The sequence below is a fragment of the Blastococcus sp. SYSU DS0552 genome (genome assembly GCF_054050815.1).
In genome coordinates this window covers 211,306-225,359 of sequence record NZ_JBJHAB010000003.1, presented here as the reverse complement: position 1 = coordinate 225,359, position 14,054 = coordinate 211,306, and the positions used below count along the sequence as shown (strand labels likewise).

Here is a 14,054-nt window from a genome sequence, read left to right as displayed (position 1 = left end):
GAAGAACCCGGAGATGGCGGAGAGGAAGGCGCCGACGAGCAGGACCGCCGAGCCGGCGACGGCCCAGCGGTGCCGGGCGAGCACGGCCAGCAGGGAGGCGACCAGCTGGACGACGACCATCGGCCAAGGTGCCGCGAGGGTTGCGGTGGCGCTCCATGCGTCGGACCAGATGTTGGCGCCGAGCTGGACGGAGACGACGCCGCCGACCGCGCTCCAGGCGAGCAGCAGGCCGGCGCCGACGGCGAGGCGACGGGCGGCGGAGGAGAGCCGGGTGGATGATCGGGGCGTGGCTCGGGTGGTGGCCATCGTGGGGCCTTCCGGTCGGGGGACGTGCACCGCCCACCGTGGCCGCCGGCCGGTCCCGGCCGCCTGAGCCGCCGGCCCCGATCCAGCCGGGACGAGGTGTCCTGCCCTCAGTCCGCGGACCGGCCCAGCCCCGCGTCGCGGGCGCGGGCGACGGCCTCGGCGCGGTCGGCGACCTGCAGCTTCACGAAGACGTTGGACACGTGGTTGCGGACGGTCTTCTCCGACAGGAACAGCCGCTGGGCGATGGCGCCGTTGGTGAGCCCGTAGGCCACCAGGTCCAGGATCTCCCGCTCCCGCTCGGTGAGCTGCGGGAACGGGGCCACGGGTCGATCGCCACCAGCGGCGAACCAGGCCAGCACGCGGGCCGCGATCTGCGCGCTGAAGATGACCTCGCCGTGGGCCACGGTCGTGACGGCTCGCCCGATCTCGTGCCGGTCGGCTCCCTTCAGCAGGTAGCCCCGAGCGCCGGCGCGCATGGCGGCGAACACCGACTCGTCCCCCTCCAGCATCGTCAGCACGAGCACCGCGGTCGTCGGGTGACGGGAGACGATCGCGCGAGTGGCCTCGATGCCGTTGACCCCGGGCAGGTTCAGGTCCATGACGACGACGTCGGGAGCCAGCTCGCCTGCCCGGTCCACCGCCTCGGCGCCGTTCCCGGCCTCGCCGACCACCTCGATCCCGGGCAGCGCGGCGAGCGCGGTGGTGAGCCCCTCCCGGTAGAGAGGGTGGTCGTCGACGACCAGGACGCGCACGGTCACGGGGCCTCCAGGGGCAGTGTCGCCGAGATCCGGGTACCCGGCCCGCCCCGCCGGGGGTCGGCGCGGAAGGTGCCGCCGAGCTCCGCGGCGCGCTGGCGCATCGAGGCCATCCCGACACCGGGGGGCGGCGCGGCGGGCAGCCCGGACCCGTCGTCCTCGACCGACAGGGACAGGTCGCCGGGCTCCCGCCGGAGCACGAGCTCGACCCGGGAGGGCCGGCCGTGGCGCACGGCGTTGGTGAGGGCCTCGGCCGCGATCCGGTAGCCGGCGACCTCGACCGCGGCGGGGAGCGGCCCGACGTCGTCGGCCCGGACGGTGACCGTGAGCCCGGGTGCGGCGAAGCGCGAGGCCAGCTCCCGTACCGCGCCGGCCAGGCCCAGCTCGTCGAGGGCGGGTGGGCGCAGGCCGCTGACGACCCCGCGCACGTCAGCGACCGCGGTCCGCAGCCGGGGGACCACCCGGTCCAGCAGCCCGGCGGCGGCCGCCGGGTCCTCGCGCACCAGGTCGCGGGCGGTCTCGGCCTGCAGCGCCAGCGCGGCCAGCGTGGGCCCCAGGCCGTCGTGCAGCTCGCGGTGCAGCCGCCGGCGCTCCTCCTCGCGGGCGGTGACGAGGAGCTCCCGGGACCGGTCCAGGTCGCGGGTGAGCAGCACGGTGTGCACCGCCACTCCCGCCTGCTCGGCGAGACCGGCGAGCACCCGCCGCTCGCGCCGGCGAAGACCACCGGGGCGGGTGGCCAGCACGAGGCGCCCCACGTCGGCCCCGCCGTAGGTCAGGGGCACCGACTCCACCGGCCCCGACGGCCGGCCGTGGACGATCACCCCGCCGTCGCCGAGCTCGACGGCGGCGTAGGGGAGGCGGAGCGCACCGGCGACCGAGCTGACCAGCTCCGGGAGCACCTCGTCGATCACGGAGGCGGCGTCCCGGGCGTCCCCGAGTCGTTGCCCCAGCCGGCCGAGCAGGGCGTACGGGTCCTCCCGGTCGCCGTAGACCAGCCGGTTCACCGCCGTCCGCAGGCGGCGCAGCAGCGGCTCGGCCAGCACGGCGGCGAGCGTGGTGACGAGGATCGGCGCGCCGGTGGTCGGGCCGATCAGGCCGCCGAGCGTGCCGACGACTGCCGCGTAGGCGCCCAGCACGCAGGCGGTGAGCGCCCCGTAGACCAGGGAGCGGCTGATGGCGACGTCGACGTCCCACATGCCGTGACGCAGGACGGCGACGACGCAGGCGGCCGGCAGCGGCACCATCGCGAGCGCGGTCACCACCGGCCCGAGGGCGAAGCCGGCCGCGAAGACGACGATCGTGACCAGCCCGCCGAACAGCACCCAGGCCACCTGGTCCCGTCCGGCGCCGGAGGCGGCGCTCCAGCGGGCGAAGGCCCCGGCGAAGGCGACCACGACGGCTCCCACCGCCAGCAGCGTGCTGGGGACGGCGACCCAGCCGCCGGTCACCCAGTCGGCGCCCAGCGGGTTGCGCGCGCCGAGCGCGGCCAAGGTCGGCGACCAGCTCTCGTAGGGGGTGAGCGCCCAGGACGCGGCCACGCTCACCACGGCGGCTGTCGACAGGGCAAGGGCAGGCCGCCAGCGAGGGGTGAGCAGCCGCCCGTCGGGGAGCAGGAGGGGGAGCACCGTGCCGATGGTCACCAGCGCGGCTGCCCAGAGCCAGTTCGCCGCCCAGAGCGCCGCCACGGCCGTGGCCCCCGCGTTGCCCCCGGCGTGCGCGGCGACGCCGTACTCGAGGGCCAGCAGCCCCGTCGCCTGGGCGGCGCCGATGCCCAGGAGCAGCCAGCCGGTCACGAGCCGGGGCCGGGCCCTCGCCAGCCATGCGCCGGTCGAGGCGTAGGACAGCGCCGCGGTGGTCTGCATCAGCCACCAGTCGGTCACCCCCGTCGCCGAGGAGCCGGTGGACAGATGGAGCGCGACCCCGGCGGCCGTGGCCAGCACCGCCAGTGACCCGACGACGACGGGCAGGCCGGCCGTCAGCGCGTTGCGGGCGGTGGCCGGCCGCACCCCCACTGCCGTGGTCATGGTGCACATCGTGGCGGGCCGAGGTCTCGGCGTCACGGGACGGCGGGGCGCTGGGGGGGGTGGTGTGGGGGGGGGGGGGGGGGGGGGGGGGGGGGGCCCGCCCCCCCCCCCCGCCCCCCCCCCCCCCCCCCCCCCCCCGCGTCCGCACCGGCTCGCGACGCCGCACCCGTGCGCCCGGGACGGTCGCCCCGAGAACCTCCGGGTGGCCCGTCCACCGATCTCCAGGAGTTCTCCGTGACCGTGCAGTCCACCCGAGCCACCTCCGCCGTTGACCAGCCCGACCTCGACCGCACGGCGGTGCGCGGTACCGCCCTCGCCCTGGGCGCCGCAGCCGCCTTCGCCGTCCTCTCCGTCGAGTCCGTCGTCCGCGGCGGTGTGGAGCACTACCGGGACGTCTTCTGGCTCGTCCCTGGGGTGCTGACCTTTGCCGCCTTCGTCCAGCTGCACCGGCTGCACTCCGGCCGGGCCGACCGCTGGGAGCAGGTCAGCTACGCGGTCACGCAGACGGCGCTCGTGGTGATCACCGTCGTGAGCGTGGCCGTGGGTCTGGGCGTCGACGCGCTGACGTTCCTGGGCTTCCCGCTCGGCGCGCTCGCCTGGATGGGCGGGCTCGTCTCCTGGGGCGCCTCGCTGATCCGGGCCGGCGTCCTCCCGCGGTACGCGGGCTGGGCGCTCATCCTGCTGGAGCCCGGATCCATCGCGGCCGGGGTGGCCCTGGCGCCGATCGCGGGGCTGTCCGACCACGGCGGCTTCTCCGGCGCGATCGCCAAGGCGGGCGCTCTCTGCGCGGTTGCGGTGGCGATGCGCGGCCTGGCCCGCGACCGGACGCCGGCGACCGGCTCCGTGCGCAGCTCGGACTGACAGGGGTCCGGGCCGGCGCGCACCGCATCCGCTTCACCGGGCCCGGTGACGGGGCCAACCTGGGGCGATGACGGTGGTCGTGCTGCCGCCGGCGGCTGGGCCGTGCGGAAGGCCGCGCGGTGGCGCTGACCGCCGCCGCGGTGGCGCTGGTGGCCGAGATCGCCGCGCTGCGGGACCACGTGGCGCGGCTCGACGGCTCCGCCGGGGTGGGACCGCCCGGCGGCGGGGCGACCGCCGGGGGCACGGTCAGGCGCCAGCGCGCACCACCGCGCGTGGCCGACCGCGTCACGCCGTCGACCGGGACCGGCCGTCCGCGGGGACGCCGTCGGTCGCGTCCCGGCCGGGGGCACGGCGGGATCCGATCAGCACCCGCCCGAGCAGCCGCGGGTGGGTGAGCGCCTGCGGTCGGGAGAGCATCCCGACGACCCGGATGAACGCCTCGGCCACCTGCGGGTCGTGATGAGCCGCCGGGAGCAGACGCTGCAAGTAGGCGGTGGTGAGCCGCCAGGACACCGGCCGTGGTCCGTCGACGTCCGGGTGCGCCAGGTCGGAGCCGGTGGCGAGGTCCCACGCGTCCTGCACCGCCCACCGCGCGGCCGACAGCGTCCGGAGGCCGACGCGGTCCAGACCGTGCGCGTCGAGGACGCGCGCCAGTTCCAGGGCCTCGATGATCGCCACGGTCATGCCCTGTCCGAAGCGGGGGTCGAAGGAGCAGACCGCGTCGCCGGCGACGAGGTAGCGCTCGGGCAGGCGGCGCAGCCGGTCGTACCGCCGCCGGGAGAAGGCGGGGAAGGCCGTTCGCACGGCGTCTCCCACCGGCTCGGCGCCGGCGACGACGTCGTGCAGGTCGGAGCTCCACAGGCTGGCCGCGTAGTCGGTGAAGCCGGCCAGGTCCGCCGGGGGACGCTCCCCGAGCATCCCGATGAGGGTGACCAGCCACCGGCCCTCCTCGACGGCGAGCGCTGCCGCGCCCCTGCGACCGCCCGGGGGGACGTCGATCAGCACGTTGCGGCCACCGCCCAGGTCGGCGGGGTCCCGGCGGAACAGCCGCGTGGTGTAGTGCACGTCGACCTTCAGCCGCTCCTCGGCGGGGAGCTCGTAGCCCAGCTCGGCGAGCCAGTGCGGCGACCGCGAGCCGCGGCCCGTGGTGTCGACCACCAGGTCGGCGTCCAGCGTCCGCTCCTCCCCGGTGTCCGCCTCCGACCGTAGCCGCACTCCCGTGACACGGGTCCGGTCCGCGTTCGTCCGCAGGCCGCGGGCGGCCCAGCCGTCGAGCATCTCGACCCCGTCGAGCGCCCGGACGCGGTCGCGGACGATGCCCTCGATCAGCGGCCGGGTCGCTCCGGTGATGCAGAGCTCCGACCCGGTGAGGTCCAGCCGGCCGCCGCCCATGTGGAAGCGCCACTCCGGCGCCGGGATGACGTGGGCTCCGCCGGCGGCGAGGTCGTCGACGATCCCGGGCAGCAGCTGCTCCAGCCGGGTCAGCCCGCCCGGGACGAGCAGGTGGATGTGCTGCCCCTGGGGTACCCCGCGGCGGTCCGCGGGACCTTCGGGCAGCACGTCCCGGTCGACCAGCGTGACGCGGTCGAAGCGCCGGGCCAGCGGCACTGCGTGCACCAGCCCGGCCATACCGGCACCGAGCACGACGGCGTGTTCTCCGAGGTGGGTCATGGACTCCTCCTAGCGGCAGCTGCGGTGGCGTCTGCTCACGCTAGGAACGGCGGCACCGGCTCGGCATCGACCAGATGGTGCAACTGGGCGGGGGCGCGCCTGCACCGATCGGTGCAGGCGCCTACACCAGGTCGTGCTCGTACGCGTACGCCGTCGCCGCGGACCGGTTGGGGAGCGCCAGCTTGGTGAAGACGTTGTGCAGGTGCCGTGCCACGGTCTTGTCGCTGATGATCAGCTGCTCGGCGATCTCCCGGTTTGTGCGCCCTGCTGCCACGAGGCGGATCACGTCGAGCTCGCGGGGCGTCAGCCCTGCCGCCGCGTCCGGCGGAGCGGCCTCCGGGTGCCCGAGGTCGGGCGCGGCGCCGACCGCCGCGAAGACGCGCATCGCCGCGGCCACCTCCACGGCGGCCGTGTCCTCGTCGCCGAGCGCCCGCAGGGCCCGGCCGATCAGGATGCGGGTCCAGGCGGCCTCGTAGGGGGCGGGGAGCACCGTCCAGGTCGACAGGGCGTCCGACAGGTCGTCCAGCGCCGGCCGGTACCCGCCCTCGGCGAGCGACACCGCTCCCCGGGCGCGCGCGGCGGTCGCCAGGAGAACGCTCGTGCGGCCGGCGTCCGCGATGCCGTCCAGTTCGACGCAGGCGCCCCGCGCCGCCTCGACGTCTCCCGCCGCCAGCATGATCTCGACGGCGGCAGCCAGCAGCTCCGCCCGCGGCCGCGACGCGCGCACCTCGACGACGACGCCCCGAGGGCCGGGGGGCGCCCGGTCGACGGCGCAGCGGATGGCGGCCACCGCCGTCCGCGTGCGTCCCTGGGAGAGCCGCAGCAGCGCCAGCCCCGGGTGCGGGTCGTAGCCCAGGGCGACCGCCTGCAGGAAGTCGGCCTCGGCGGCGGCGTGGTCGCCGCGCAGCCGGTGCAGTTCGGCGCGCTGGTAGTGCGCCATCCCGGCCGCGGGGTCCGGTGGGTCCGACAGCCAGCGGCAGGCCCGGTCGGCCTCCACGACGGCCTCGTCCCAGTCGCCCCGCCACTGGGCCAGCTCCGACCGGTGCACGAGGCACGCCCCCCGGAAGGGGACGAGACCGCCCTGTGCCGCGCACCACTCGTTCAGCGCGGCCGTCCACTGCTGGGCCCGCCGCAGGTCCAGGATCTGCTGGCAGGCCAGGATCACGGCGCAGTAGACGAGCCCGGCCGCGACCGGCGAGACGCGTCCGGCCTGGACGGCCACCATCGCCTCGTCGAGCCGGGTCAGCCCGCGGGTGGCCGCGCCGCCCCGGATCAGCGCCTGGCCCTGCCCGAGGCAACCGAGGGTCGCCAGGTCGACGTCCCCGAACCGCCGGCCGATCGAGGTGGCCCGTGCGAAGGTGCGGTGCGCCGCCGCCGGATGCCCGTCGTCCAGCTCGCGCAGCCCCTCGGGGAGCAGCAGGTAGCCCCGCTCGGCGCAGTCGCGTGGCCCGCCCTCCTCGAGCACCCGGTGGGCCCGGGCGAGCCAGCCGCTGCCGCGCGCCTCCGCGCCGCGGGCCGAGATCAGCACCAGGCCGAGCCAGAACGCGCACCGGGCCGCAGGCAGCACGTCGCCGCGGTCGGCGAACGTCTGGTACGCCCGCTCCCACGCGGCTTCGGCGACCTGGTCGCGGCGGGTCAGCTGGGCGCTGAGTGCCAGCCGCTGGAGATCCTCCGCGCCCTGGAGCCCGCCCTGCGCGTCCGCGGCGAGCAGGAGGGTGCAGGCCTCCTCCCAGGAGCGGCGATCGACGGCCGCGCGCCCCAGCACGAGCCGGTCGGCTGCGTCGTCCATGACTCCTGGCTACACCCCGGCCGGTGGTTCGGGACAGAGTCGTCCGCGCGGCGGTGCGGGCGGATGCTCGGCGGCGGCCGGCCGAGGGGATCAGGACGGGGCGGCACCTCCGGTCGGTGCCGGCGGGTAGGACCCGCCCGGTGCACCGACCGCCCCTGGAGCGCTCAGCGGTCGCCGGACGTACGCGGCCGCGACGAGTGCGCCGACCGCCAGCAGCCCGGCCAGGATGAGCATCGCGGTGCGGAAGCCGTCGGCGAAGGTCGAGGGCTCGGTGTAGTCGGCGCCGCCGAGCCCGGCCGCGACCGGGACGACCGCCACCGCGAGCAGGCCGGCGGCGCGGGCCACCGCGTTGTTGACCCCCGACGCCACGCCGGCGTGGCGGTCGGCGGCGGAGGCGAGCACGGTGGCGGTCAGCGGGGCCACGAGCAGCGTGAGGCCCGCGCCGAAGAGCGCCACGGCCGGGAGCACGTCGCGCAGGTAGGAGGCGTCCTCACCGATCCGGAGCATCAGCAGGACTCCGGCCGCCGCCACGGCCGGTCCGCCGGTGAGCAGGGCGCGCGGCCCGATCCGCTGGGCCAGCGCCCCGACGCGGGCGGAGAACAGCAGCATGAGGACGGTGACGGGCAGCAGCGCGGTGCCGGCCAGCAGGGGGCTGAAACCGGAGACCACCTGCAGCTGGAGGACGAGCAGCACGAACAGCGCACCGAGCGCCGCGTAGACGAAGAAGGTCACGGCATTGGCGGCCGTGAACTGCCGGTCGGCGAAGAGCGCCCGGGGGATCAGGGGGTGCCGCGACCGTCGCTCGACTCCGACGAACGCCACCAGGGCGAGGGCCCCGACCGCCGCCCACAGCCACACACCCGCTCCCGCACCCGCCTCCCCGGCAGCGGTGAGGGCGTAGGTCAGCGCGCCGAGCCCCGTGACGACCAGCGCCGTCCCGACCCAGTCCAGCTGCGGGGCGGCTGCCGGGTCGCGGGACTCGGGGACGTGCCGGAGGACGACGGCGATGACCACGGCCGCCACCGGCAGGTTGACGAGGAAGACGGCCCGCCAGCTCCACTCGACCAGCCAGCCGCCGACGAACGGCCCGATCGCGGCGGCGATCCCGGAGAACCCCGACCAGGCGCCGACGGCGGCGGCGCGGTCGGGGCCGGAGAAGGACGCCGAGATGATCGCCAGGCTGCCCGGCGTCAGCAGGGCCCCGCCGACACCCTGCAGGGCGCGGGCGGCGACGAGCGTGCCGACGTCCGGGGCCAGGCCGCACAGCAGCGAGGCGAGGGCGAACCAGCAGACGCCGACGACGAAGATCCGGCGCCGCCCGTACCGGTCGCTGAGCGATCCGCCCAGCAGGATCAGCGCGGCGAGGGTGAGCGTGTAGGCGTTGACCGTCCACTGCAGCCCGGCGAAATCCGCGCCCAGGTCGGCGCCGATCCGCTCGAGGGCCACGTTGACGACCGTGGCGTCCAGCATCGCCACGCCCGTGCCGAGGACGGTCGCGAGCAGCACCCAGCGCCCCTGGGCCGTGCCCATGCGCAGACCGGTCGCCGCCGCGGCAGGTGACGTCACGGGCGACTCCCTCCGCCGGCTGCGTGCTGTCCGCCGCTGTGCAACGCCGCCGCCGACCACGGATTCCCGCCCGCCGGCCGGCCTGGGGAGATGCCGCGGCGGCGCGCATGATGTCGGGCATGGCGCCCGAGACAGACCTCGTCATCGCGGCCGGCGAGGTGCCGGGCTACCTGGGTCCGACAGCGGCGCTGGTGGTCGCCGCCGCGGTGATCGGGTACCTGTCGGCCCGGGCCCGCGTCGTCCCGATCGTCGGGTTCCTCGTAGCCGGGGTCCTGATCGGCCCGGCCCAGCTGGGGGTGGTGGACAGCAGCGAGGCCGTGGAGGCCGCCGCGGACATCGGCGTCATCCTCCTGCTGTTCACCATCGGGATCGAGTTCTCGCTGGAGCGCCTGGCCCGGGTGTGGACGTGGATCGCCGTCGCCGGCGGGCTGCAGCTGGTGCTCGCCACCGGTGCCGGGCTGGGGTTGACCATGGCGCTGGGCGGGGACTGGCGCGACGGGCTGTTCACCGGCTTCCTGCTGGCGCTGTCGTCCACGGCCATCGTGCTCAAGCTGCTGGGGGAGCGGCGGGAGAGCTCCGCCGTCCGCGGCCGCCTGGCGCTGGCCGTGCTCATCGCCCAGGACCTGGCGGTGGTGGCGATGGTGCTGGTCGTGCCGCTGCTCGGCCCGACCGCGGACGGCGGCGGCTCCGCCAGCGGCTCGCTGCTGTGGGCGGTGCTCACCGCGGTCGGGGTCATCGTCGCGGTGCTCGTGCTGGCCCGCCGGGTGATGCCCGCGCTGCTGGACGTGGTAGCCCGCACCTGCTCGCCGGAGGTGTTCCTCCTCGCGATCGTCGCCCTCTGCTTCGGCACCGCCTACCTGACCGCGCTGGCCGGGGTGAGCGTGTCGCTCGGGGCGTTCCTGGCCGGCCTGGTGGTGAGCGAGAGCCGCGCCAGCACCCAGGCCCTCGCCGAGGTGCTGCCGCTGCAGATCGTGTTCAGCGCGGTCTTCTTCGTCTCAGTGGGCATGCTGCTCGACCTGGGCTTCATGCTCGCCAACCTGCCCCTCGTGCTGGGGGTGGCCGCCGGGGTGCTGGTGCTGAAGACGCTGACCACCGCCGTCGCCGCCACCGCCGTCGGCATCCGGCTGCGCACCGCGGGCGCGACCGGGCTTCTGCTGGCGCAGGTCGGGGAGTTCTCCTTCGTGCTGCTCACCGTGGGCACGGCTGCCGGGCTGGCGCCGCTCGGGCTGGCCGACGACGGCGCGCAGGTCGCCGTCGCCGCGACGGTGCTGCTCATGCTGGTCACCCCGCAGCTGGCCGCCGCGGCGGCGCGGCTGGACCGCTCGCGCGGCGCCGCGCCCGCCTCGACGGAGGAGGCGGCGCCCGACGGCGACGGCCCTCGGGACCACGTGGCGATCATCGGGTGGGGCCCCACCGCGCTGGAGCTCGCGGCCACCCTGCGCGACCGGGGGATGGGCGTGGTGATGACGACGCTCAACCCCGATGGGGCGGCGGAGGCGGAGGCCGCCGGGCACGCCGTGGTGCGCGGCGACCCGACGAAGGGGGAGGTGCTGCGGGTGGCCGGGGTCCCCGCGGCGCGCCTCGCCGTCGTCGCCGAGGACGACCCCGAGCAGGCGGTGCGGGTGGTCGCCGCTGCCCGCGCGGCCACCACCGCGCCGATCATGACGCGCCCGCTGGGTGCGGTCGACGTCGCCGAGCTGGCCGACGCCGGCGCCGACCACATCCTCGACCGGGACCGGCTCTCCGCCCAGGCGCTGCTGCGCTCGGTGCTGGCCGAGCTGGGGCACCCCGACGGTCACCCCGGTCGGGGGCGGACCGTCGTCGACACGGCCCGGGTGGTCCGCTACGCGTGGCCGGAGGGCAGCGGCTGCGACCACGGCGCGGCGTCCCGGCCGGTGCTGCCGCAGGCGCCGGGCTGCGTGGGGTGCCTGCGGGAGGGCACCGAGTGGGTGCACCTGCGCACCTGCCTGAGCTGCGGGTACGTCGGGTGCTGCGACTCGTCGCCGGGTCGGCACGCGCGGGCGCATGCGACGGGGGAGGAGCACCCGCTGGCCGCCTCGGCCGAGCCGGGGGAGAGCTGGGCGTACTGCTTCGTCGACGACGTGACGGTGCCGGCGCCGTCCGGGGCGGCCCCGGAGGTCGAGCCCTCGTCCCACTCGAACGTATAGCGCACCCCGGGGCTTGCGGCAAGACCCGGGGAGGGCCGCACACTCGCCCGCCGAGGCCGCTGACCGGGCGTAATCGCACCCGGCGGCGGCCCCGGATCGGAGCTGCTGCCGTGCCCGTGACCACCCGTGCCTTCGACCTCCCCGAGCGCCTGGCCGCCAAGGCCGATCCGGCGCTGATCGCCGCCGACGAGCGGCACTTCGCGGCCGTCGCCGAGAGCCTCGAACGGTCGATCGCCGAGCTCTCCCGGCGGCTGGCCGCCGAGCGCGCCGCCCCTGGCGGCGCCGGCCAGGCGGCGCTGGAACGCGACCTGGAGGTGCACCGGCTCGCCGCCCGCCTGCGCACCCTGCGCCGGTTCGGGCTGGACCTCTGCCTGGGGCGCGTGGTGCCCGCCGACGGCGGCGAGCCGGTGTACGTGGGCCGGCTCGGGCTCACCGACGGAGCGGGCCGCCGGTTGCTCGTCGACTGGCGGTCGCCGGCGGCAGAGCCGTTCTTCGCCGCCACCCACGCCGACCCGATGGGCCTGGCCAGCCGCCGCCGCTACCGCTGGACCCGCGGCCGGATCACCGACTACTGGGACGAGGTCTTCACCCCCGAGGGGCTCGAGGGGCACGCCGCGCTCGACGACCAGTCCGCCTTCCTCGCCGGCCTCGGCGGCACCCGGTCGGCCCGGATGCGCGACGTGCTCGCCACCATCCAGGCCGACCAGGACGCGATCGTCCGCGCCGGCTCACGCGGCGCCCTCGTCGTCGACGGCGGGCCGGGCACCGGCAAGACCGTCGTCGCCCTGCACCGCGCCGCCTACCTGCTCTACGCCGACCCGCGCGTCGGGCACCGTGGCGGCGGCGTGCTGTTCGTGGGCCCGCACGAGCCGTACCTGGCCTACGTCGCCGACGTCCTGCCCGGCCTGGGGGAGGAGGGCGTGCGGACGTGCACCCTGCGCGACCTGGTGCCCGAGGGGGCGGCCGCGGTGGCCGAGGCCGATGCGGAGGTGGCCCGGCTGAAGTCGTCGGTGGAGATGGTCGGGGCGATCGAGGCCGCCGTCCGGTTCTACGAGGAGCCGCCGGCCCGGGGGACGACGGTGACGACGCCGTGGGACGACGTCCGGCTGACCGCGGAGGACTGGGCGGAGGCGTTCGAGGCGCCCGAGCCCGGCACCCCGCACAACGAGGCGCGCGAGCAGGTGTGGGCGGCGCTGATCGAGATCGTGGTGGACGCCCACGACGCCGACGTCGACCCCTCGCTGGTCCGCGCCGCGCTGGAGGAGGACCGGGAGCTGCGGACGGTGTTCGACCGCGCCTGGCCGCTGCTCGATCCCGGCGACCTCGTCGGTGACCTGTGGTCGGTGCCGGCCTACCTGCGGCGGTGCGCCCCGGAGCTGAGCGCCGAGGAGGTGCGCCGGCTGCAGCGCCCGGACCCGCAGGCGTGGACGGGAGCCGACCTGCCGCTGCTCGACGCGGCGCGGCAGCGGCTGGGCGACCCGGGGGCGGCCCGGCGGGCGCGGCGGGAGGCCGCCGTCGTGGCGTCGGAGCGGGAGCGCATGTCAGCGGTGATCGACGAGCTGATCGCGGCCGACGACTCCGAGCTGCTCCTGATGACGAGCCTGCGGCACGGCGACCTCCGCGACGCGCTGGTCGACCAGGCCGCGCTGCCCGCGGCGGACACCGACCCGCTGGCCGGCACGTTCGCGCACGTCGTCGTCGACGAGGCGCAGGAGCTGACCGACGCGGAGTGGCAGATGCTGCTGCGCCGCTGCCCGTCCCGGAGCTTCACGGTCGTGGGGGACCGGGCACAGGCGCGGCGCGGGTTCTCCGAGTCGTGGGAGGAGCGGCTGCAGCGGGTCGGGCTGGCGGAGGTGCGCCGGATGTCGCTGACCGTGAACTACCGGACGCCAGCGGAGGTCATGGCGGAGGCCGAGCCGGTGATCCGGGCGGTGCTGCCGGACGCCAACGTGCCGACGTCGGTGCGCAGCACCGGGGTCCCGGTCGTGCACGGGTCCGTGTCGTCGCTGCCCCGGATCGTCGACGAGTGGCTGGGCGCGCACGCGGAGGGGATCGCCTGCGTGATCGGCGACCCGGCGTTCCCGGAGATGCCCCGGGTGCGGTTGCTGAGCCCGTCGCTGGCGAAGGGGCTGGAGTTCGACCTCGTCGTCCTGGTCGACCCCGAGCGGTTCGGGACGGGCGTCGGGGGAGCGGTGGACCGCTACGTCGCGATGACCCGGGCGACCCAGCAGCTCGTCGTGCTGACGAGCGCGTGAGGGTTGCGGTCGGCCAGCGCGGAGCGGGTGACCGGGATCGAACCGGCATGGCCAGCGTGGAGGGGTGGGTTCTTCGACTAGTCCTTTCTGGTCAAGGCACAATCAGTTCAAAGCCATGCCTTCGAATTGCCTCAGCGCCGCACACGCGGCGGCGGCAAGAGTGACATCTTGTTTCTGCTCCGGGCGCTGGCAGCGCCGCCGCCGCGGGCGAAGCTGCCCGAGCCGGTTCATCGATTCATTGATGGTGCCACCATGACCGGCGGTGATGGTGGCACTCGAGCCACGCAAGTCATGGAGGGGAGAGCCGGCTGCGAGTCCGGCCGCTTCCGCTGCCGGAGCCCACGCGGAGGCGAAGTTGTTGCGTCGATCGGCGCGCCATCCGGGCCGACGAAGATCAATAGTGTGCGCCCGGTTGGGCGTGCCGGCGCGGGAGAACCGGGACCTGCGCCGGGCGATCGAGATCTCAACCCCGATCCGGGGTCGAGCCGGCCTGGGCAGTGCTGAACGACGCGGCGACGACTCTGATCGAGAAGGTGCACGCCGAGCTGCATCGGTCGGGCAGCCGCTGGCCCGCTAGACGGCAGCGCCTGATGCCTGCGCCGCCTGCACGCGATCAGCGTTCCTGTGGTCCGGGAATGGGCCAGCCTGGTCATGGATGA

The 14,054-nt window shown here is 76.2% G+C and carries 8 protein-coding genes; 3 read left to right on the top strand and 5 right to left on the bottom strand.

What is annotated here, in order from left to right; all coding sequences use genetic code 11:
• Positions 1-413: 413 nt before the first annotated feature.
• Both ACI8AG_RS04700 and ACI8AG_RS04695 read right to left on the bottom strand, forming a co-directional pair.
• Positions 414-1,064, bottom strand: a complete 651-nt coding sequence (locus ACI8AG_RS04700) for a response regulator (protein ID WP_456596109.1) — start codon at positions 1,062-1,064, stop codon at positions 414-416.
• On the bottom strand, positions 1,061-3,085 hold the full coding sequence (locus ACI8AG_RS04695) for a sensor histidine kinase (protein ID WP_456596108.1): 2,025 nt from the start codon (positions 3,083-3,085) through the stop codon (positions 1,061-1,063). Before ACI8AG_RS04695 ends, ACI8AG_RS04700 begins: the two co-directional genes overlap by 4 nt.
• Before the next feature lie 234 nt (positions 3,086-3,319).
• On the opposite strand from ACI8AG_RS04695, the gene ACI8AG_RS04690 reads away from it, so the two are divergent.
• On the top strand, positions 3,320-3,946 hold the full coding sequence (locus ACI8AG_RS04690; protein WP_456596107.1) for a hypothetical protein: 627 nt from the start codon (positions 3,320-3,322) through the stop codon (positions 3,944-3,946).
• A 285-nt stretch (positions 3,947-4,231) separates the two neighbouring features.
• Here ACI8AG_RS04690 and ACI8AG_RS04685 read toward each other — a convergent pair whose 3' ends face one another.
• The 3 genes from ACI8AG_RS04685 to ACI8AG_RS04675 form a co-directional block, all read right to left on the bottom strand.
• Complete coding sequence (locus ACI8AG_RS04685) at positions 4,232-5,617, bottom strand: FAD-dependent oxidoreductase (protein ID WP_456596106.1); 1,386 nt, start codon at positions 5,615-5,617, stop codon at positions 4,232-4,234.
• Between the two features lie 121 nt (positions 5,618-5,738).
• The gene (locus tag ACI8AG_RS04680) at positions 5,739-7,406 is read right to left on the bottom strand and encodes a LuxR C-terminal-related transcriptional regulator (protein WP_456596105.1); all 1,668 of its coding nucleotides are present in this window, start codon (positions 7,404-7,406) and stop codon (positions 5,739-5,741) included.
• Between the two features lie 90 nt (positions 7,407-7,496).
• Entirely contained in the window at positions 7,497-8,972 is a 1,476-nt protein-coding gene (locus ACI8AG_RS04675; RefSeq protein WP_456596104.1) for an MFS transporter, read from the bottom strand.
• A gap of 119 nt (positions 8,973-9,091) precedes the next feature.
• On the opposite strand from ACI8AG_RS04675, the gene ACI8AG_RS04670 reads away from it, so the two are divergent.
• Together ACI8AG_RS04670 and helR are read left to right on the top strand one after the other, a co-directional pair.
• Positions 9,092-11,140 (top strand): cation:proton antiporter domain-containing protein, encoded by a 2,049-nt coding sequence (locus tag ACI8AG_RS04670; protein ID WP_456596103.1) that lies wholly within the window; start codon positions 9,092-9,094, stop codon positions 11,138-11,140.
• 110 nt (positions 11,141-11,250) lie between these two features.
• Positions 11,251-13,395 (top strand): RNA polymerase recycling motor ATPase HelR, encoded by a 2,145-nt coding sequence (gene helR / locus ACI8AG_RS04665; RefSeq protein ID WP_456596102.1) that lies wholly within the window; start codon positions 11,251-11,253, stop codon positions 13,393-13,395.
• Positions 13,396-14,054 lie beyond the last annotated feature (659 nt).

Coding starts and splice junctions, on each gene's coding strand:
- ACI8AG_RS04685 (WP_456596106.1), bottom strand. CDS start 5,617: ATGACCCACCTCGGAGAACACGCCGTCGTGCTCGGTGCCGGTATGGCC.
- ACI8AG_RS04670 (WP_456596103.1), top strand. CDS start 9,092: ATGGCGCCCGAGACAGACCTCGTCATCGCGGCCGGCGAGGTGCCGGGC.
- ACI8AG_RS04695 (WP_456596108.1), bottom strand. CDS start 3,085: ATGACCACGGCAGTGGGGGTGCGGCCGGCCACCGCCCGCAACGCGCTG.
- ACI8AG_RS04680 (WP_456596105.1), bottom strand. CDS start 7,406: ATGGACGACGCAGCCGACCGGCTCGTGCTGGGGCGCGCGGCCGTCGAT.